The 19320-nt window shown below is 66.0% G+C and carries 20 protein-coding genes and 1 pseudogene; 15 read left to right on the forward strand and 6 right to left on the reverse strand.

Going from position 1 to position 19320, the window contains the following annotated elements:
• Nucleotides 1-76: 76 nt before the first annotated feature.
• The gene (locus tag HNP02_RS27230; RefSeq protein ID WP_184443734.1) at nt 77-1645 is read right to left on the reverse strand and encodes a glycoside hydrolase family 13 protein; all 1569 of its coding nucleotides are present in this window, start codon (nt 1643-1645) and stop codon (nt 77-79) included.
• A 19-nt stretch (nt 1646-1664) separates the two neighbouring features.
• Nucleotides 1665-2060 (reverse strand): globin, encoded by a 396-nt coding sequence (locus HNP02_RS27235; RefSeq protein WP_184443735.1) that lies wholly within the window; start codon nt 2058-2060, stop codon nt 1665-1667.
• A gap of 142 nt (nt 2061-2202) precedes the next feature.
• Between HNP02_RS27235 and HNP02_RS27240 the strand changes: the two genes are divergently transcribed.
• The 3 genes from HNP02_RS27240 to HNP02_RS27250 are packed head-to-tail and all read left to right on the forward strand — an operon-like array spanning nt 2203 to nt 3567.
• The gene (locus HNP02_RS27240; RefSeq protein WP_184443736.1) at nt 2203-2853 is read left to right on the forward strand and encodes an HNH endonuclease; all 651 of its coding nucleotides are present in this window, start codon (nt 2203-2205) and stop codon (nt 2851-2853) included.
• A 26-nt stretch (nt 2854-2879) separates the two neighbouring features.
• Nucleotides 2880-3110 carry a hypothetical protein gene (locus HNP02_RS27245; protein ID WP_184443737.1) on the forward strand — a complete coding sequence of 77 codons (231 nt, stop codon included), beginning with the start codon at nt 2880-2882 and terminating at the stop codon, nt 3108-3110.
• Nucleotides 3097-3567 (forward strand): DUF5130 domain-containing protein, encoded by a 471-nt coding sequence (locus tag HNP02_RS27250; RefSeq protein ID WP_184443738.1) that lies wholly within the window; start codon nt 3097-3099, stop codon nt 3565-3567. Before HNP02_RS27245 ends, HNP02_RS27250 begins: the two co-directional genes overlap by 14 nt.
• Nucleotides 3568-3653: 86 nt before the next feature.
• Here HNP02_RS27250 and HNP02_RS27255 read toward each other — a convergent pair whose 3' ends face one another.
• Complete coding sequence (locus HNP02_RS27255) at nt 3654-3794, reverse strand: hypothetical protein (protein ID WP_184443739.1); 141 nt, start codon at nt 3792-3794, stop codon at nt 3654-3656.
• A 365-nt stretch (nt 3795-4159) separates the two neighbouring features.
• Here HNP02_RS27255 and HNP02_RS27260 point away from each other — a divergent pair, with 365 nt between their 5' ends.
• The 3 genes from HNP02_RS27260 (at nt 4160) to HNP02_RS27270 (ending at nt 8187) form a co-directional block, all read left to right on the forward strand.
• Nucleotides 4160-6493: an EspA/EspE family type VII secretion system effector gene (locus HNP02_RS27260; protein WP_184443740.1), complete on the forward strand. Its 2334-nt coding sequence runs from the start codon at nt 4160-4162 to the stop codon at nt 6491-6493.
• Nucleotides 6494-6621: 128 nt separating this feature from the next.
• Nucleotides 6622-7320 (forward strand): hypothetical protein, encoded by a 699-nt coding sequence (locus HNP02_RS27265; protein WP_221318063.1) that lies wholly within the window; start codon nt 6622-6624, stop codon nt 7318-7320.
• Between the two features lie 45 nt (nt 7321-7365).
• Nucleotides 7366-8187, forward strand: coding sequence for a hypothetical protein (locus tag HNP02_RS27270; RefSeq protein ID WP_184443741.1), 822 nt, complete (start codon nt 7366-7368; stop codon nt 8185-8187).
• On the opposite strand, the gene HNP02_RS27275 is transcribed toward HNP02_RS27270, so the two are convergent.
• Together HNP02_RS27275 and pepN are read right to left on the reverse strand one after the other, a co-directional pair.
• Complete coding sequence (locus tag HNP02_RS27275) at nt 8180-8542, reverse strand: HNH endonuclease (RefSeq protein ID WP_184443742.1); 363 nt, start codon at nt 8540-8542, stop codon at nt 8180-8182. The two genes, HNP02_RS27270 and HNP02_RS27275, sit on opposite strands and share 8 nt — an antisense overlap.
• 93 nt (nt 8543-8635) lie before the next feature.
• Nucleotides 8636-11218, reverse strand: coding sequence for an aminopeptidase N (gene pepN / locus HNP02_RS27280; protein WP_184443743.1), 2583 nt, complete (start codon nt 11216-11218; stop codon nt 8636-8638).
• Between the two features lie 97 nt (nt 11219-11315).
• Between pepN and HNP02_RS27285 the strand changes: the two genes are divergently transcribed.
• The 7 genes from HNP02_RS27285 (at nt 11316) to HNP02_RS27315 (ending at nt 17442) form a co-directional block, all read left to right on the forward strand.
• Nucleotides 11316-11948, forward strand: a complete 633-nt coding sequence (locus HNP02_RS27285; RefSeq protein WP_184443744.1) for a DsbA family protein — start codon at nt 11316-11318, stop codon at nt 11946-11948.
• Between the two features lie 90 nt (nt 11949-12038).
• Nucleotides 12039-13286: a threonine/serine exporter family protein gene (locus HNP02_RS27290; RefSeq protein WP_309241705.1), complete on the forward strand. Its 1248-nt coding sequence runs from the start codon at nt 12039-12041 to the stop codon at nt 13284-13286.
• A gap of 45 nt (nt 13287-13331) precedes the next feature.
• Nucleotides 13332-14726, forward strand: coding sequence for a cytosine permease (locus tag HNP02_RS27295; RefSeq protein ID WP_184443745.1), 1395 nt, complete (start codon nt 13332-13334; stop codon nt 14724-14726).
• Nucleotides 14723-15169 (forward strand): nucleoside deaminase, encoded by a 447-nt coding sequence (locus tag HNP02_RS27300; protein ID WP_184443746.1) that lies wholly within the window; start codon nt 14723-14725, stop codon nt 15167-15169. Before HNP02_RS27295 ends, HNP02_RS27300 begins: the two co-directional genes overlap by 4 nt.
• A 9-nt stretch (nt 15170-15178) precedes the next feature.
• Nucleotides 15179-16138 (forward strand): isopenicillin N synthase family oxygenase, encoded by a 960-nt coding sequence (locus HNP02_RS27305; RefSeq protein ID WP_184443747.1) that lies wholly within the window; start codon nt 15179-15181, stop codon nt 16136-16138.
• A 26-nt stretch (nt 16139-16164) separates the two neighbouring features.
• Entirely contained in the window at nt 16165-16644 is a 480-nt protein-coding gene (locus HNP02_RS27310) for a ribose-5-phosphate isomerase (protein ID WP_184443748.1), read from the forward strand.
• A gap of 3 nt (nt 16645-16647) precedes the next feature.
• Nucleotides 16648-17442 carry an Fpg/Nei family DNA glycosylase gene (locus tag HNP02_RS27315; protein ID WP_184443749.1) on the forward strand — a complete coding sequence of 265 codons (795 nt, stop codon included), beginning with the start codon at nt 16648-16650 and terminating at the stop codon, nt 17440-17442.
• Nucleotides 17443-17449: 7 nt separating this feature from the next.
• Here HNP02_RS27315 and HNP02_RS27320 read toward each other — a convergent pair whose 3' ends face one another.
• Complete coding sequence (locus HNP02_RS27320; RefSeq protein ID WP_184443750.1) at nt 17450-17713, reverse strand: hypothetical protein; 264 nt, start codon at nt 17711-17713, stop codon at nt 17450-17452.
• Between the two features lie 221 nt (nt 17714-17934).
• Between HNP02_RS27320 and HNP02_RS27325 the strand changes: the two genes are divergently transcribed.
• On the forward strand, nt 17935-19017 hold the full coding sequence (locus HNP02_RS27325; protein ID WP_184443751.1) for a tyrosine-type recombinase/integrase: 1083 nt from the start codon (nt 17935-17937) through the stop codon (nt 19015-19017).
• Nucleotides 18983-19320: pseudogene (locus tag HNP02_RS27330) on the forward strand (integrase); the annotation flags it as partial. The gene HNP02_RS27325 and the pseudogene HNP02_RS27330, both read left to right, overlap by 35 nt.

Here is a 19320-nt window from a genome sequence, read left to right on the forward strand (position 1 = left end):
AGGCAGACCCTCCACCGCTGGGACATGCTTCCGACGCTGCACCGACATGACGATTCCGCTGTGTCGGACTGAGAGGTTAGCGAATCCAGGCTGCGGCATTGGGCGGCAGTGCGCCGTTGGCCACCGCATCGCTGGCGAGCAACAGCTCGCCGGCGGGCAGAGGCACCGGCCCGTTTGCGGCGTTAAGCACGCACACCATGCCGTCGACGCCGCTGAAGGTGAGCACGCCCTCCGATGTCTCCAACCATTCGATGGCGTCGCCGAGATCGCCTCGGCCGTGGCGCAATTCGATGGCGCGTCGGAACAGCGATAGCGTCGAACCGGGCATCCCGTCCTGCTTCTCGACCGTCAACGCCGACCAGTCCGGCGGCATCGGCAGCCAGGTGTTCTCGGTGTCGGAGAATCCGAACGGGGGAGCCTCGCCCGACCACGGCATCGGCACCCGGCAGCCGTCGCGCCCGCGCACCTGGTGTCCGGATCGTTCCCAGGTGGGGTCCTGCAACACCTCGTCGGGCAGCTCGACGTTCGGCAGGCCCAACTCCTCGCCGTTGTAGACGAACACCGTCCCCGGCAGGGCCAGCATCACCAACGCCATCGCCTTGGCCCGCGCCAGGCCCACCGCTGCGCCGCCGTAGCGGCTGACCTCGCGCTCGACGTCGTGGTTGGACAGGCACCACGTCGGCGCTGAGGCGGCGAGATCGGCTGCCGCCAAGGAGTTCTCGATGGCCGCCCGAACTCCGGCCGCATCGAACTTCGCCCGCACCAGCCGGAAGTTGAATCCGAGGTGAAGCTCGTCGGGACGCAGATACTTGGCGAAGTCCTCGTTGTCGAACACCCAGATCTCGCCGATGGTGACGGCGTCGGGGTAATCGTTGAGCACGGTGCGGATGCTGCGGTGGATATCGTGCACCCCGTCGTGGTTGAACCGGGGATCGTCGTCATCGAGGGTGAGCATCGGCAGGTTGGGGTTCTTCATGTCGGGCAGGCCCGGCGGCTTGGCCATGCCATGGGCGACGTCGATGCGGAACCCGTCGACGCCGCGCTCGAGCCAGAACCGCAGGGTCTTCTCCAGATCGTCGAAGACCTCGGGGTTGTCCCAGTTGAGGTCCGGCTGCTCGGCGTCGAACAGGTGCAGGTACCACTGGCCAGGGTTGCCGTCGGGCTCCACGACCCTGGTCCACGCCGGGCCGCCGAACACCGACACCCAGTTGTTGGGCGGATGCAGACCGCCGGGGCCCCGGCCGTCGTGGAAGATGTAGCGCTCGCGCTGGGTGCTTTCCGGGCCGGCCGCCAGCGCGGCCTGGAACCACGGATGCTGCGAACTGCTGTGGTTGGGGACGAGGTCCATGGTGACCTTGATGCCGCGGGCGTGCGCCGCCTCGATCAGGCGTTCCAGGGCGCCGATGCCGCCGAACAGCGGGTCGACGTCACGCGGGTCGGCGACGTCGTAACCGTGGTCGGCCATCGGCGACACCATCACTGGGTTCAACCAGAGCGCGTCGACGCCGAGATCGTTCAGATAGTCGAGTCCGGCCGTCACGCCGTCGAGATCGCCGACACCGTCACCGTTGCTGTCCCGGAAGGATCGTGGATACACCTGGTAGAAGACGGCGCGGGACCACCACGCCTCGCGGGGATAGGTCACGGCCGCACATCATGCCAAATCAAAAGGTCGAATTGACCATCGATTGGGCGGCCATCTCCAGGTACTGCAACAGGGCCTGGCGATGATCGTCGTCGAGGGTCTCGGCGTCGATTTCGGCGATCGCGGTGTGCATGCAGCGCAGCCAGGCGTCGCGCTCCAGGAAGCCGATCGTGAACGGCGCGTGCCGCATCCGCAGCCGGGGGTGGCCGCGCTGATCGGAGTACGTGCGCGGCCCGCCCCAGTACTGCTCGAGGAACATCCGCAGCCGCTCCTCGGCTCCGTCGAAGTCGTCGGGCGGGTATATCGGGCGCAGGATCTCGTCCTCCCGCACCAGCTGGTAGAACCGCGACACGATGGCGCGAAACGTCTCGGCGCCACCGATCTCCTCGTAGAACGACCGCTGAACGTCTGTCACCACACCATTGTCCCCTCAACGAGGGTGGCCTCGGCAAAGGCGGTATCCGTCACTCGGCGTTCACCAGACTGACCAGCGAACACGGTAGGAATTATCGTGCAGTCGGCACCGATCCGTGGTGGACTGTTTCCTCGGAGGACGTATGTCGCAGCGAAAGAGTCGCGGCCACCGACAACTCGGGACCGCGGTGGGCCTAACAGGCCCGTCGATCGGTCCTGCTCAGACGCCGCCTCTGCACAGTGCAGAGCCGGGTCCACCCAGCAACCAGGCGACCATCTGGGGACGTCGCCGGGTGCTATTGCTCAACTCCACCTACGAACCGTTGACCGCCTTACCCGTCCGGCGTGCCGTGATCATGCTGATGTGCGGTAAGGCCGACGTCGTCCACGACGACCCGTCCGGTCCGATCATCCATTCAGCCACCCGCACGATCGTCGTGCCCTCGGTGATCCGGCTGCGTTCCTTCGTCCGGGTGCCCTACCGCGCCCGCGTCCCGATGACACGAGCGGCGCTCATGCACCGCGACCGGTTCCGCTGCGCCTACTGCGGCGGCAAGGCCGACACCGTCGACCACGTGGTACCGCGCAGCCGCGGCGGCGACCATTCCTGGGAGAACTGCGTGGCTGCCTGCGCGACGTGCAACCACCGCAAGGCCGACCACATGCTCTCGGACCTGGGCTGGTCGCTGCGGTCGGTGCCGCTGCCGCCCAAGGGACAACACTGGCGGCTGCTGTCGTCGGTCAAGGAGCTCGACCCCGCCTGGGTGCGATACCTGGGTGAGGGCGCGGCCTGAGCGGTGTTTGCGATACGGTTTCCGTCGTGAGCACAGCTTTGGCCCATTCGCTGTTGGGCGGCGTTCCGCTATTACTCCTGCTGGTGTTGATCGCCCTGATCTGGTCCCGCAAGGGTCCGCATCCGGCGTCGTACAAGTTGTCCGAAGAGTGGACGCACGCCCCGATCCTGTGGGCGGCCGACGAGCCCGCGGACCACGGCCATGGTGGCCACGGTTCGCATCTGACCGTGGGAGGTGGCGCAAGTGGCAAGTGGTGAGGTCGCGAAGGTCGTCGATCCGGCCAACCTGCCGTACGGCTACGCCGTCACGAACAGCGGGCGGGTCTCCGGTGTCACCGAGCCCGGCGAGCTGTCGGTGCACTACCCGTTCTCGGTCAAGGAACTCGTCGTCCTCGATGACGCCCTGAAGTACGGGTCGCGGGGCTCGAAGGCCCGCTTCGCGGTGTACCTCGGCGACCTCGGTGAGGACACCGCCGCCACCGCCCGCGACATCCTGGCCAAGGTGCCAACGCCCGACAACGCGGTGCTGCTCGCGGTCTCGCCGAACCAGAAGGCGATCGAGGTCGTCTACGGCGCGGAGGTCAAGGGTCGCGGTATCGAGGAGGCGGCCCCGCTGGGCGTCTCGGCGGCCGCGGCGTCGTTCAAGGAGGGCAACCTCATCGACGGGCTGATCAGCGCCGTGCGCGTATTGTCCGCTGGCGTCTCACCGGCCTAAAGCCCTTTCACGCAAAAAAGTAGTCCCTGTCGTCAATGACCACAGGGACTACTTTTGCGCGGGGTTCGGCTCTCGGAGCCGCCGCGTCACTGATCCGCGTCTTGCCGCTGGGCGATGGCCAGCAGCTCTTCACGCATCGTCGAATCGGGAAGGGCGTTGATCCGCGCGTAGAGGCGGCGCCGGCTGATGGTGCGCGTCAGGTCCGCGCGGAACTGCGTGATCGACATCTTTACTTTCTCCTATGTTGTGCTCTGGATCACAGAGCTTTGGTTGCTGTGCGCTAGCCGACACGGGGATCGCCCATTCGGAAGACTGCTTAATTGTTCGTGTTAATTCGATGTAAATCAAGCTGTGACGTGTGAGATTGCGCTCACGTCCGACGCGATGACTGGGTCGCCGTTACTGAAAATCAAACACCGAAAACCCGTTGCATCGGCATCGAAATTGTTTGCTGGTGATGGCCGCCGGACTGAGGTTCATTACTTCTAGCGAGGCCGTCGACGACGCCGCGACGCGGCGGCCGAACTGCTGCGTCGGAACCGCGCGAACAGCACTTAAGCTTGCGGCAGCCGTTTTGAGGGAGGGGCCGACGGTGGGCGTGCTCGACGGATTCATGACGACGTGGTCAAAGGCCAGGACGACGTTCGGCGAGGGCACGCCACAAGATGGTGCCCAGTTCGACAGCAGTCCTCAGTTGCAACAGATGCAGTCGAACGTCGAATCGGCCAAGCCGGGATCAAAGTGGACCGGTGCGGGTGCGGACACCTACGACGTAGCCAACCAGCAGCAGGGCCGTGTCCTCGGCGAGGCGGCGGCGCTGGATCAGAAACTTCGGGCCGAGGTCGACCGATCGGCTGCAGTCGTAGCCGCGGGCCGGCGCGATCTCGATGCGGTACGGCAGTGGGTGGTCAGCGCGGCGTCGACCGTGCCGCAGACGCCGCAAGGCGAGCGGATGCTCTATCCCATCGTGGGCAAGGGCGCCGGCGAGATCGCCGAGATCCTGCAGAAGTCGAACGGTGACCTCAATGCCATCGCTGGGCGGATGCGTGGCCTTGGCAGTGAGTATCAGGCGCTCGCTGGTGGCTTCAAGGAGGACGAAGGCGGCGACAAGGAGGTCGCCGCAAAGCTCGAAGAGGAGCGAAAGAGGAACGCCCAGAGGGACGTCGACTTGGCGCTGAAGGGTGACAAGGACGCTCAGCAGCGCGTGCGGGAGGTCCTCAACACCATCGGGCCGGAGCAAGTGGGCGGTACTACGAAGCTCAGCCCCGAACAGGCCTCGTACCTCAGCCAGATGCAGGCGCAGCAGAAGCTCAGGAACGTCGACCAATTGAAGGAAGCGGCGGACAAGGGCGCCGGCGACATCATGGCCGACTCGTGGCAGTTGATGAGCAACCCAAAACTCGAGTTCCCGAAGACCGAGTCACGCGACGGAGCTCTCGAGGGGAACGCCACGGTGAAGGGTGGCTTCGACCAGTTGCCGGACGGAATCAAGTCCACCCTCCAGTCGCCCGGTATCGAGCAGAGCGCGAATCTGCAGAAGATCGCGGACATCACCAACACCGGTCACGAAAACTTGCAGAGGGACACCGATTTCGACCGCGGCATGATCCACAAGGTCGCCGACATGATGGAGTCGCCGGAGTGGCGGAACGGGGATCCCGCGTTCGACAACCCGCTTGACTTGCAGATGCCATGGGAGTCGGATCCGCCCCCGCCTCATGCCGACCTCGAGCGGGCGGCCACCACTGCGATGGACGCCGTGTCCCATGACCATCAGGTCGTGCACGACGCCATCACCGGAAATGTGGAGAAGGACAACGAGTTCGGCCAACAGTCCAAGGTCGATCATGAGCACTTCTTGTACAACCTCACCCACGAGGAGTGGGACGACGACGGCGCCGCCGCCGGTTCTCTGTTCGACTGGACCCATTCTGCCGCCACGGGAACGGAGAATGGCATCGCGGCTTCAACTGCGCACGCCTACGCGGACTACATCGGCTCGCACTCGAATGACCTCATGCATCTCGATGGGAGCAAAGTGATCGGCCTGGACGGCGTCCACACCCTGGGAGACGTGAACCCCCACCTGACGTACGCCGTCGCCGAAGGGCTCACGCCGTACATCAACAACATCGCCGGATTACCCTCTGAGATAACGGGTTTCGATCCTCTAGACGGCTCAGGCCAGTTCGACACCTACTCGATGGAAAACACTAAAGGCCTATTCGCCGTGCTCAACAGCGAGCAGACCACGGCGACGTTGTGGAACTCCGAGGTTTACAAGCAGGCACTGCTGCACGAGACGGTGTTCGCTCAGCATCCGTCCAACTTCGGCGCCGATGCTCACCTCACCTCATCCGCCATGTTGCGCGGGCTGGTCGACGCCGGAACGGTGGGTGCGTTCGACGCCTTCGCCCAAAATCAGAACCAGATCGGGGCCACCGAGCGCGAGTGGAAGGAGTTCGGTTACGACGCCGCACTCGGCACCCTGGTGGCGGGCGGCGGTGAACTTCCGGGAGCCGGACCGATCGCAGGCGAGGCGATCGATCGGGTTGGAGGCGCACTGAAGGACGAGATCCTGGGATCGACGGACGCCATCGACCCCAAGGATCCGATCAACGACATGAGTGCCCAAACTGCCAGCAACAGAATCTTGACGACCGTGGCGCTGACCGGAGGGGATGTTCCGCTGCCACAAGCTCATTACGATGCGCACCACAATCTCGTCTATCCCTCGGGAGCGCATGCAGTCGTGGTCAACGGCGAGATCGTGTGCCCGCCGGGAGTCAGCTACGCCGAACACCAGGCCGCAGTCGTGAAAGCGGCAGGGGATCTTCTCGGACCCGCGATAGGCGGCTACTCCGCAATCGAAGGCATGGTAGCCACCTACAACGGGGTGACCAAGAACCCCAATCCGCACGGATGACGATGGGTGGCCAACGGATGAGAGGTCGGCTCGCCCTTCTCTTGGCTTTTGTCGTGCTTGCGGCCGCAGGATGTGCGCGCGATGCTCCGATCGGTCCGCCACCACCGCCCGCAGGATGGCCGACTTCGTTGGACTCCTTCAGCATTGCTTGGACGGCCGAACCCGGAATCGATCTCGTAACGGACGCCGCCGCGATCCCCGCTCGGGCATACGTGGAGTCCTACTATCTGGCCACGATCACAGCGGACGAAAAATATCTCTATCCGGGTTTCAACGACGCTGTCGAACCCAACCAACCCTCGCCCAGCTGGCCGCCCGGAACGTCTGACCTGCATCCGGACCTCCGTTACTCCGAGCCTCACATCTGGATCGGCACCGTCCGGCACCACGTACTGAGCATCATCCGGTCCGGCGGTGATGCCACCGTAGTCGCCTGCGCATACATGTACGGCTCGGCAATGGAGCTGTCCGATCGTGGCGGCTACTCCGCCAACGTCGGGACCTACGCGGACCCCTCGGGCATCTTCCCCATACGGATCGGGTTGCGCGCACCCGCTAGCGGGCAGGCGAAATCGACTGCGCAACAAGGGACGTCGAAGGCGCCTTTCGATGATGTCTTCGGTGGCTGGAAGATCACCAACTTCCTGTTCGACTACCTAGCCCAGCCAGCCCAGTGGCCGGAGAAGGACCGCGACCGGGCGTCGTGTATCGCGAAGGCCGAGGGGGCGCCGGAGAGTCGTGACTTCAAGCCGCATCAGCCCTATCCGTTCTCCGACTTCCCGACGCTGCCCGCGACACCGGGTTGGCCAGCCAAGCCGGCGAACTGATATCGAATGCCCGTACCCAAGAATCCTGACGTGCATAAAGGACGTATGACTTTGTCATCTGCACCGAGGCTGCTTCTGGGCGTCGTGGCGATCACCTTGCTGGCGATCACCGGGTGCACACCCGACAGACCCCCGAAGGTTCCCGAGTCTCCCGCCGCCGGATGGCCAACCTCGTTGAACGACTTGACGATCACCTGGACCACAGAACCCGGAATCAACCTCGTCACGGACGCCGCCGCGATCGCCGCCCGGGCATATGTGGAGTCGTACTACTTGGCGTCGATCACGGAAGACGAGAGTTACTTGTACCCGGGTTTCTCGGACGCGGTCAGCCCCGACCAACCCGGGGGCCCACCCGGAACGTCCGAACTTCATCCGCGTCTGGGACTGTCCGATCCGGATGTCTGGGTCGGCACCGTCCGACATCACGTGCTGAGTATCGCTCGGTCCGACAGGGATATGACCGTGACGGCGTGTGCGTACATGTACGGGACGGCGCGGGAGGTTCCGAACCAGGACGGATACGCCGCGAATGTGGGGATGACCGACAACCTCAATTCCGGCATCTTCCCGATGCGGATCGGATTGCGCGCACCGCCCGATTCGGGGTCGAGATCACCACAGGCGGGGCCGTCGAAGGCGCCGTACGACAACGTCTTCGGTGGCTGGAAGATCACCAGTTTCCTGTTCGACTATCTGTCCCAGCCGAGGTCCTGGCCGGAGAAGGATGCGGACCTGGCGGGGTGTATCGCGAAGGCCGACGGCCCGCCCGAGAGCCGGCATTTCATCCCACGCAAGCCATACCCCCTCTCCGACTTCCCGATGCTGCCCGCGGTTCCTGGATGGCCAGCCAAGCCGGCTAGCTGACCTCGCTCGACTTCAGCGCCAACATTTCCGCCCGGATCCGGACGTACCGCTCCAGGAAGGCCCGCTCGTCGAGGTGCTTGCGGCGCAGCCAGCCGGTCACCTCGTCGTTGCACTTGCTCGCATTGCATGCGGCGCAGGCGGGTACCACGTTGTCGAGGGTGTACCGGCCGCCGCGCGAGATGGCCATGACGCAGTCGCGTTGCAGCGCTCTGTCGCTCGCACCGCAGTACGCACAGCCGTCCCACGCGACCTTGATCGCCGCCCATTCCTCGGGGGTGAGGTCGTTGACGACGGCCGCGACGCGGCGCTTCCGCCGACGGGCAGCGCGCGCCCTTCGACTATTCGTGGCAGCCATGGCACCAGTTTGTGGCGCGAGCGTGCACGAATGCTGGCATCTGGACGGCGTGTCGCCAGCAGACGCGCACGGTCACGGTAGTCGGGTGGCGGGTCAGGTGATGTCGAACGCCCGCGCCCGCAGCGCCCGCTCCACACCCGCACGGCCCTCGATGACCAGCCGGTGCAGGGCAGGTGGCACGTCCCCGGCGAGGAACGCGTCCGCCGCGTCCAGGCCGGCCTGGTTGACGTCCCACGACGGATACAGGCCGATCACGACGGTCTGCGCGACCTCGCTGGACCGTCGCTCCCACACGGCGGCGATCACGTCGAAGTACTTCGCGGTGAACGGGGCCAGCAGCGCGGCCTGGCCGGGTTGCACGAAGCCGGTGACGATCGCGCGGGTGGTGATGTTGGCGATCGTGTCGTCCTCGATGACCTGCTGCCAGGCAGCTTCCTTCACCGCGAGCTGCGGCCTGGCCGCCGATGCCGCCGCGGCGCTGCGCTTGCCCGCCGCGGTCGGGTCACGTTGTGCCTCGGCGTCGATGAACGGTGTCGCGATGTCCTTCTCGTCGATGTCGCCGCCGCCGGCCAGCGCGGTGACGATGCGCCACCGCAGATCGGTGTCCACGGTCAGGCCGGCCAGGCCGAGTTCGGCCGGGTCGGTGTCCAGCAGCGCCGCCAGAACGGCGGTGTGCCGCAACGACAGCGCCGAGGTGCACAGCGCGTTGACGTAGGCCAACTGGTGATCGGAGCCAGCCTCGGCGCCGCGCGCCAGTTCCAGCAGCCGGTCCGCGAACGCGGGCCAGCCCTGCGAGCACGCCCAGTCCGGGTCGGCGTAGGAGTTCAGCGCGGTCTGCGCCTGCAGCAGCAGGCGTTGTGCCACACCGACTTCGGTCTCGGCGTGCACGCCGCCCTCGACCAGTGCCACGAAGTCGCGGGCTTTCATCTCGGCGTCGCGGGTCATCTCCCATGCGGCTGACCACGCCAGGGTGCGGGGCAGCGAATCGGCGATGTCGGCGACGCGCGTCAGGACCGTCTGCAGTGACTCCGGGTCGAGGCGCAGCGAGCAGTAGGTCAGGTCGTCGTCGTTGACGAGGATCAGCTTGCCGCGCGTAACACCCTGCAGCGCAGCAACTTCGGTGGACGGCCCGTCGATGTCGAGTTCCTCGCGGTGCACGCGGACCAACTTGCCCGAGCCGTCGTCGTCGTAGATGCCGACGGCCAGCCGGTGCACGCGGGTCTCACCGGCGCCCGGCGCCGCACCGCTCTGGTTGACCGCGAAGCGGGTGAACTTCCCGTCGCCGTCGACGTCGAAATCGGCGCGCAACGTGTTCAGGCCGGTGGTCTTGAGCCACTGCCTGCCCCACTGCGACAGGTCGCGGCCCGACGACTTCTCCAGTGCGCCAAGCAGATCGCCGAACGTGGCGTTCGCGTAGGCGTGGTCACGGAAGTAATCACGCAGCCCGGCGAGAAAGGCTTCGAGGCCTACATACGCGACCAACTGCTTGAGCACGCTGGCACCCTTGGCGTAGGTGATGCCGTCGAAGTTCACCTCCACGGCGTGCAGATCGGGGATGTCGGCAGCGATCGGATGGGTCGACGGCAGCTGATCCTGCCGGTACGCCCACGACTTCTCGACGTTGGCGAACGTCGTCCACGCCTGCTTGTACTCGGTGGCCTCGGCCTGGCACAACACCGAGGCGAACGTCGCGAACGATTCGTTGAGCCACAGGTCGTCCCACCACTGCATGGTGACCAGGTCGCCGAACCACATGTGCGCCATCTCGTGCAGCACCGTCTCTGAGCGCCGCTCGTAGCTGTATCGCGTGACCTTCGACCGGAAGACGTAGTCCTCCAGGAACGTCACAGCACCGGCGTTCTCCATCGCGCCCGCGTTGAACTCGGGCACGAAGAGCTGGTCGTACTTGCCGAAAGCGTATGGCACGCCGAAGTTCTCGTGATAGAACCGGAAACCCTGCTTAGTCTCGGTGAACAGCCGCTCGGCGTCCATGAACTCCTTGAGCGACCCGCGGCAGTAGATGCCAAGTGGGAACTTGCCGTGCCCATCGGAGTACAAGTCGTCCCAGCGCGCGTAGGGCCCCGCGATGAGAGCGACCAGGTAGGTGCTCATCCGCGGCGTGGTCGCGAAGGTACGGACCGACTCGTTGCCGGACGGCTCGTCGGACACCACGGCGCCGTTGGAGATCACCTGCCAGTGCGCGGGTGCGGTGACGCTCACGTCGAACGTCGCCTTCAAATCGGGCTGGTCGAAGCACGCGAACATCCGCTTGGCGTCGGCGGTTTCGAACTGGGAGTACAGGTACACCTCGTCGTCGACGGGATCGACGAAGCGGTGCAAGCCTTCACCGGTGTTGGAGTACAGGCAGTCGGCGTCGACCACGACGACGTTGTGCTCGGCCAACCCGACGAGCGGGACGCCGGTGGACTCGTCGTACGCCGAGACGTCGATGTCGACGCCGTTGAGCGTCGCTGAGTGAATGGCGTCGGCGGCGATGTCGATGACGGTGTCCGCGCCTGCAAGCGCGGAGAACTCGACGGTGGTGGTGGACCGGAAGGTGCGTTGGCTGGGGGCGCCGTCGCCATCGGTGAGGTCGAGGACGATGCGGTAGGCATCGACGGTGACGAGTGCCGCGCGCTCGGCGGCCTGGTCGCGGGTTAGGTTGGGAAGTGCCACGTCGACCAACATTAGACGCCGGTCGGGAACATAGTCCGGGCGTGCGAAGTTGTGCTGAACGGAGCTCTGTCCCGCTGCCTGCCGAGAGGATCTGTCAATGGCCGAGAAGTCCGCCGAAAAAGACACAGCCGGTTTTTGGTTCGACCCACTGTGCCCGTGGTGCTGGATCACCTCCCGCTGGATTCTGGAGGTCGAGAAGGTCCGCGACATCGAGGTCGACTTCCACGTGATGAGCCTCGCCGTCCTCAACGAAGGCCGCGACCTGCCCGAGGAGTACCGCGAGGGGCTGAAGAAGGCCTGGGGTCCGGTCCGCGTTGCCATTGCCGCGGAGCAGGCCAAGGGCCCCGAGATCCTCGCCCCGCTGTACACCGCGATGGGCACCCGGATCCACAACCAGGGATATCGAGACTTCGACCCCGATTTCACCCAGGTGATCAGGGAGTCGCTCGAGGAGGTCGGACTGCCCGCCGAGCTGGCCGAGGCAGCCACCAGCGACAAGTTCGACGAGGCGCTGCGCAAGAGCCACCACGAGGGCATGGACGCGGTCGGCGACGACGTCGGCACCCCCACCATCCACGTCAACGGCACGGCGTTCTTCGGCCCGGTGCTCTCGCGCATCCCGCGCGGCGAGGAAGCAGGCAAGTTGTGGGACGCCTCGGTGATCTTCGCCGGATATCCCCACTTCTTCGAGCTCAAGCGCACGCGTCACGAGGCGCCCGAGTTCGACTGACGTCGGCGGCCGTCGCGCCATAGCCGTAGACGACAATCAGCGGTTGTGACCGAAGCGGATGGCGGTAGAGCGCGCCGAATGTGGCAATCGGTGCGCAAGGAAGTGCCCGAGGCGCTGGGCGGTCCCGACTTCCACGATGATCTCGAAGTGGCGGCGATGCTTCGGGAACTGGGCATCGCGCTGCTGGAGGTCGAGCAGCCCACTCAATTGGTCGCGGGACGGCTGGTCAACATCGGGGCCCACTACACCCGCGAGAAGGTCCGTGTGGTCGCGCTCCCGACGGCGTTGGTCGTGCAGGTCGGTTCGATCGGATACGAGGTCGAGGTGTCCAACCGGTCGACGATCCAGCTGGATCTGGCAGGGCGGATCGACGACATCGCCGAGCTCGCATCGGTCGGCGCGATCACCCCGGCCGACGCGGTCGCGGCGGTCGCGGCCGCGCGCACCATGCAACCTCGCTTCGGTCCGATTCCGACCGTCGCCGCCTATGCGCTCACCACCGTCGGTTTCGGCATGGTGATCAATCCGACCTGGGCGGCGCTCCAGGGCTACGCATTACTCGGGCTGGTAGTCGGCGCGGTGGTCCTCCTGGGTCGACCGTTCCCCGCCCTCGGCCCGATCCTGCCTACGATGTCGGCGGCGTTGGTGACCATCCTCGCGACGTGGTTCGTGGCGGACGCGGCCAACGACGGACTGCTGCGGGTGATCAGCCCGCCGCTGGTCGCGATGCTCCCCGGCATGGCCTTGACGATCGGCTCGATGGAGTTGGCCAGCTCCGAAATCGTCGCTGGGGCAAGCCGGCTCATCTACGGGGTGACCCAGTTGATGCTGCTGGTCTTCGGTGTCGCACTGGGCATGCACGTCGCAGGCCGGGTTGCGCCGCAGGATCCGTCGCCGCAGATGGGGTCGTGGGCGCTGTACGTGGCGATCGTCGTGGTTGCCTTGGGTCTGTACGTGTACCTGTCTGCGCCGAAGGGCTCCCTGCTCTGGCTGATCGCCGCCATCGGTGTGGCACTCATCGGTCAGCAGGTCGGCGGGCTCGAACTGCCTGCCTCCTACAGCGGAGCCGTCGGCGCCTTCCTCGTCGTGCCGTTCGCCATGCTGGCCTCGCGGATCAGGAGTTCGCCACCGGCGATCGTGATGATGCTGGCGTCGTTCTGGGCGCTGGTGCCGGGCGCCCTGAGCTTCGTGTCGTTGAGCCAGGCCGCTACCGGCGGTCCCGCGTCGGTCAACACCCTCGCCACGACGGTGGCCGCGATCTTCTCGATCGCCCTTGGCACGCTCGCCGGGTTCAGCGTCTTCCACGCCTTCAGTAGGCCGCCGCGCAGCGCGAAATAACCGATTCCGGTTGCGGGCGGGGGCACCGCAGACCACGGTGTACCCATGACAGCGACCGAGCCCACCACCGACGGCACCTATCGCGACCGGATCGTTGCCGTCGAACCCGGCGGCAACGAGTTCATCGCCGAGGCCGACCGGCACGGCAAGCCCAGTCAGCTGTTCTGGACGTGGACCTCGCCGAACCTCGAGTTCGCGACGATCTTCGTCGGCATGCTGGCCGTCCTCGCCTTCGGCATGGGCTTCTGGCAGGCCGTCGCGGGTATCGCGATCGGCACCGGGCTCGGGGCCGTCGCGCACTACTTCCTGTCCGCACGCGGGCCGCTGCATGGCGTGCCGCAGATGGTGCTGGGCCGGATGGCCTTCGGGTTCAAGGGCAATGCCGTGCCCTCGGTTCTCATGTCGGTGACGGCGGGCGTCGGCTGGTTCGCCACCAACAGCGTTAGCGGTGCCTTCGCGCTGTCGACGCTGTTCGGCTTCGGGCCGTTGGTGGGTCTGATCATCATCGTGCTGCTGCAGACCGGATTCGCCTTCTTCGGGCACAACCTGGTGCAGGCCTTCGAGAAGTATTCGTTCCCGGTGCTGGCCGTCGTCTTCGCCGCCGCCTCGGTGGCGATCTTCATACACGCGGATCTGGCTGCACCCGTCGGGGCTGGCGGGGTCGGGGGACTGGGCGGCTTCCTGCTCACCGTCGGCACCGCGTTCGGTTACGCCGCGGGGTGGACGCCGTATGCCGCTGACTACACCCGCTACCTGCCGTCGACGGTGTCGACTGCCCGCACGGGTCTGTTCGCCTCGGCCGGCCTGTTCATCTCGTGCTTCGTGTTGGAGGTCGTCGGCGCTGCCTCGGTGACCACCGGCGAGGCCAACCTCGGCGATCCGACCGGGTCGTTCACCAGTGAACTGGCGTCGCCATTGGCCAAGGCCACGCTGCTGGCCATCGCGATCGGTGCGATCGCGGCCAACTCGATCAACATCTATTCCGGCGCAATGGCTTTCGTGACGATCGGGATCAAACTGCCCGCCCACATCGCCCGTGCACTGGTCACGGTGTTCTTCGGCGTGGCCGGCTTCCTTATCGCTTGGTGGGCGCTGCCCGATGCCGCTGCGAACTATGAGGCGTTCCTGCTGATCATCGCCTACTGGATCGGGCCATGGCTCGGTGTGGTGTTCGCCGACCAGTATCTGCGCCGTGGCCAGACCATCGCCGGATTCCTCTACGACCGCTCGTACGCCAATTGGGGCGGGCTGGCGTCCTTCGTCGTTGGCCTGACCGTGTCGGTGCTGTTGTTCTCCGCCCAGGACAAGTTCCCCGGCTACCTCTACAAAGCAGTTCCACAGCTCGGTGACATCACCTTCTTCGTCGGCTTCCTGCTCGCCGGCGGCAGTTACCTGCTGCTGTGCCGTTCCAAGATCACCGCCGAGCGCGCCCTGGTATGAGGCCAGATGCGCTAGACCTTCTTGAGGTCGCCGTCGACGAGGCGCGGAAGGGCTTGGCGGAGGGCGGCATTCCGATCGGGGCTGCGTTGTTCTCCGCCGACGGCACCCTGCTCGGCAGCGGGCACAACCGTCGCGTGCAGCAGGACGACCCGTCGATACACGCCGAGACCGACGCCTTCCGGGCGGCGGGCCGTCAGCGGAACTACCGCTCCACCGTGATGGTGACGACGCTTTCGCCGTGCTGGTACTGCAGCGGCCTGGTGCGGCAGTTCAACATCGGCGCGATCGTGATCGGGGAGGCCGCGACGTTCCACGGCGGGCACGACTGGCTGGCCGAAAACGGCGTCGCGGTCACGGTCCTTGACGACGACCGATGTGTGACGATGATGACGGAGTTCATCGAGGCCAATCCGGAACTCTGGGCGGAGGACATCGGTGAATAGGGCAGGCGAATGAGCATCATTGTCACGGTGGACCTTTCGCGCTGGCACGCGGGCGGTACCGAGGCGGACGCGGTGGCCGCGGAGGTCGACGAAGGCCTGCAGCGCGCGGGCTTCATCCTGGTCACCGGACACGGCGTCGACCCGGACCTGGCCGCGGCGGTGCGAGCCGCCAGCCGGGAGTTCTTCGATGAGCCCGACGCGGTCAAGCAGCGCTACAGCGTGCCGGTCGGTGGGCACGGATGGATCGGGCCAGGGGCTGAGGCCAACGCGTACGCGGAGGGCACCGAGACGCCGCCCGACCTCAAGGAGAGCTATAGCCTTGGCGCAGAGACCGCGACGGGCGACCCCGACGTCGACAGGATCTGGTTCGCGCCCAACGTCTGGCCTGCCGAGGTGCCGTCGCTGCAACAGTTGGTCGCCGAGTACACCGCCGCGATGCGGAAGGTGTCCGACGACCTGCTCGCCCTCTTCGCACACGCGCTCGGACTGTCGGAAAACCCGTGGGCCGCGCTCGCGGACCGCCCGACGTGGACGATGAACATCAACCACTACCCGCCGGTCAGCGTGGTCGGCGAGCCAGAACCGGGGCAGTTCCGGATCGGCCCGCACACCGACTTCGGCACCGTCACCGTGCTCGACCGCGAGCCAGGAGCCGGTGGGCTGCAGGTGTATTCGGACGCCGAGGGATGGGCCGACGCCCCGTACGACCCCGCGGCGCTCACGGTCAACATCGGCGACCTGCTCGAGTACTGGAGTGGGCGCCGCTGGCCGTCGGGCAGGCATCGCGTCCTGCCGCCGCAGCCGCACGCGCCGGAGGAGGACCTGGTCTCGCTGATCTACTTCTACGAGGCCAACCACGACGCGCTGGTCACACCGCTGGAACCGCCGGTCGGGCGGGTATCCGGCCTGGAGCCGGTGACGACGTCAGCGTTCATCAAGGAACGCCTCGACGCCATCACGGTTGGCTAGCCACCTGCGTCTGCCAGAATGACGGCATGCGTGTCTACCTCGGCTCTGACCATGCCGGATACGAACTCAAGCAGGCCATCATCGAGCACCTCACGTCCGGCGGCCACGAGCCGATCGACTGCGGCGCCTACACCTACGACGCCGAGGACGACTACCCGGCGTTCTGCATCGCAGCGGCCGAGAAGACCGTCGCCGACCCCGGCAGCCTCGGCATCGTGATCGGGGGCTCCGGCAACGGCGAGCAGATCGCGGCCAACAAGGTGCCCGGCGCCCGCTGTGCCCTGGCATGGAGCGTCGAGACGGCATCGCTTGCGCGCCAGCACAACAACGCGCAACTGATCGGCATCGGCGGCCGGATGCACACCGTCGAGGACGCACTCAGCTTCGTCGACGCGTTCCTCACCACCGCGTGGTCCGAGGCGCCGCGCCACCAGCGTCGCATCGACATCCTCGACGAATTCGAGAAGACGCACATCGCGCCCGCCGTACCCGGCGCACCGGCATAACCCGTGCCAGAAGGGCACACCCTGCACCGCCTCGCGCGGCTGCATCAGAAGCGGTTCGGCCGCACTCCCGTCATCGTCAGCAGCCCGCAGGGCCGCTTCGAGGAGGCCGCGAAGGCCGTGAGCGGCCGCGTGCTGCGCAAGGCCGACGCGTACGGCAAGCACCTGTTCCACCACTACGACGGCGGTGCGGTGGTGCACGTCCACCTCGGCCTCTACGGGTCGTTCACCGAGCAACCGCTGCCCATGCCGTTGCCCGTCGGCATGGTCCGAATGCGGATGATCGGCACCGAGTACGGCACCGATCTGCGTGGGCCGACGACGTGCCAGGTGATCGACGAAGGCGGCGTCGACGACGTGATCGTGCGCCTCGGGCCGGACCCACTGCGACGCAACGCGGACCCCTCACCCGCGTGGAATCGAATCAGCAAGTCCCGCAGGATGATCGGCGCGTTGCTGATGGACCAGGCGGTGATCGCCGGGATCGGCAACGTCTACCGCAACGAACTGCTGTTCCGTCACGGCATCGATCCGCACCGGCCAGGAACGCACGTCAGCGCCGCCGAGTTCGACGACGCGTGGACCGATCTCGTCGAGTTGATGAACGTCGGTCTGCGCCGAGGCAAGATCATCGCCGTGCGGCCCGAGCACGACCACGGTGCTCCGTCGTACGGACCGGACCGGCCGCGCACCTACGTCTACCGGCGGGCGGGGGAGGCGTGCCGCGTGTGCGGCACGCCCATCCGCACCGAGGTGTTGGAGGCGCGCAACCTGTTCTGGTGTCCGACCTGCCAGACCTGAGGCGAGTTCAGACCCCCTTGGCGTAACGGGTCAGGAAGCCGACCGCCGAGACCGCGGCGATGACGCCGATCACGCCCCACAGCACCAGCGGGAAGACCAGTGACACGGGCGACCAGCCGACGCTGGAGAACGTCACTGCCATGTAGAACAGCCAGATCAGGCGGTAGGCGCACCAGAGCGCGGTGACGCTGCTGGCGATCCCGATCGCCAGGCTCTGGTTGCGGTCGACGCGGTTGATCTGTTCCTCGAGGCGCGCGGGCAGGATCTTCATTGCGGTGTTCCCTTCGTCTGTGCGCGCCCCTTTTGGCGTCGCCATTGCGGCAAGTACAGACGTTCGGTGCGGCTACCGATCCCAACAAGCGCGCCGCGGCCCCGCGCGGGGCGTGGCGTTTGCCTGTTAACCGGCTAATCGGTGATGATTGATGCGCGTAAATGACACGCCGACAACGGAAATGCTTGACGCGCGGTGGGCGGCGGGGTTGCACTTGTCTTATGACGAATCAGCATGAGCTGCGTCTAGAAGTCGGCACCGAAGTCCCGTGGGTATTGTCCGGGCCTGGCGCCGACAGGTACCTGTTGGTCAACGAATACCTCGGCTATCTCGCCGATCGGAACTATTCACCCCGAACCCTGCGTGCCTACGGTTACGACCTGCTCGCATTCTGCCGTTGGCTCGACACCGTCGACCTCGACCTAGCGTCGGTAACCACCGACACCGTGCTCGACTTCATGCGATATTGCCGCCAGACACCAATCGCGGGGCGACCGGCCAATGTGGTGTCGATGACGGGCAAGCGGCTCGACCGTTACGCTTCGACGACCATCAATCACCGTCTCGCTGCCCTGACGGGTCTGTTCACCTTCCGCACGCTATCTGAACCCGAGCTGCGCAATCCGATCCCCACGGGACGCGAGGCCCGCCGAGTCAGCGCCGAAGAACGCAACGGACTACTCGGACACCTGGTCCGGCCGCAACGACGATCAGCCCTACGCCTGCGCGAACCGCGCCGGCTGCCCAGGGCACTGAATCGCCGCGAAACCGCCGATCTGTTGTCGAGCCTACGAACATGGCGGGACCGATCCCTGGCAGGTCTGATGTTGTTGTCCGGGTTGCGATCCGGGGAACTACTCACTCTGAACGTCACCGACGTCGACATCGGTGCACGGTGGATTCGCGTGATGGGCAAAGGCGCCAAGGAACGCCGCGTTCCCCTCGATGTCGAGGTCGCGGGTCTGATCCAAACCTATCTGCTCACCGAGAGAGCCGAGTCGACGAGCACCCGATTGTTCCTCGTCGCCAAAGGACCGAACAGGGGCCAGCCGTTGACCGCGGCAGGGCTGCGCACCATCTTCCGATACCACCGCCTCAAATCAGGGGTGCTGGGGGGTCACCCGCACGCCCTGCGCCACACCTTCGGTACCGCGATGGCCGAGGCCGGGGTGGATCTGGCGGTGATGCAGGCACTACTCGGGCACGCCCACGTCGACACCACAGCCCGCTACATCCATTTGGCGCCAACATATGTCAAGGCGGAATTCGATGCTGCCCGCACACGATTACGCGCCCGCACCTGAGACGCCGGCGGACATTTATGCCGCCTACCTGGTGCACCTGCAACGACGGGACCGCGGCAACACCGCCTACACTCAAGCCGCCAGGTCGTTTTTGCGGCGCTGGCCTCAGGTCCAAACGTGGGCGGATATCCCACTGGACAAGCAGTTGGCGGCGAACTGCTCGACGCGGCCGTTCGTCACCTTCTTGATGGTCAGCAGACGGCTACGACCGGGCTATGACTACCTCGTATGCCGCAAACTCTGCAGCCTGTGGCACGAACTGACCGACAGTTGCCTGCAACCCGATCTCGATCAGTTCATGAC

This window comes from Mycobacterium sp. AZCC_0083, from assembly GCF_014202335.1.
Taxonomy (GTDB): domain Bacteria; phylum Actinomycetota; class Actinomycetes; order Mycobacteriales; family Mycobacteriaceae; genus Mycobacterium.

What these genes read in the sequence shown, in the direction of transcription:
- HNP02_RS27240 (WP_184443736.1), top strand. Translation starts at nt 2,203, where the DNA reads ATGTCGCAGCGAAAGAGTCGCGGCCACCGACAACTCGGGACCGCGGTG.
- HNP02_RS27255 (WP_184443739.1), bottom strand. Translation starts at nt 3,794, where the DNA reads ATGTCGATCACGCAGTTCCGCGCGGACCTGACGCGCACCATCAGCCGG.
- HNP02_RS27270 (WP_184443741.1), top strand. Translation starts at nt 7,366, where the DNA reads ATGACTTTGTCATCTGCACCGAGGCTGCTTCTGGGCGTCGTGGCGATC.
- HNP02_RS27275 (WP_184443742.1), bottom strand. Translation starts at nt 8,542, where the DNA reads ATGGCTGCCACGAATAGTCGAAGGGCGCGCGCTGCCCGTCGGCGGAAG.
- HNP02_RS27285 (WP_184443744.1), top strand. Translation starts at nt 11,316, where the DNA reads ATGGCCGAGAAGTCCGCCGAAAAAGACACAGCCGGTTTTTGGTTCGAC.
- HNP02_RS27295 (WP_184443745.1), top strand. Translation starts at nt 13,332, where the DNA reads ATGACAGCGACCGAGCCCACCACCGACGGCACCTATCGCGACCGGATC.
- HNP02_RS27300 (WP_184443746.1), top strand. Translation starts at nt 14,723, where the DNA reads ATGAGGCCAGATGCGCTAGACCTTCTTGAGGTCGCCGTCGACGAGGCG.
- HNP02_RS27305 (WP_184443747.1), top strand. Translation starts at nt 15,179, where the DNA reads ATGAGCATCATTGTCACGGTGGACCTTTCGCGCTGGCACGCGGGCGGT.
- HNP02_RS27310 (WP_184443748.1), top strand. Translation starts at nt 16,165, where the DNA reads ATGCGTGTCTACCTCGGCTCTGACCATGCCGGATACGAACTCAAGCAG.
- HNP02_RS27320 (WP_184443750.1), bottom strand. Translation starts at nt 17,713, where the DNA reads ATGAAGATCCTGCCCGCGCGCCTCGAGGAACAGATCAACCGCGTCGAC.
- HNP02_RS27325 (WP_184443751.1), top strand. Translation starts at nt 17,935, where the DNA reads ATGACGAATCAGCATGAGCTGCGTCTAGAAGTCGGCACCGAAGTCCCG.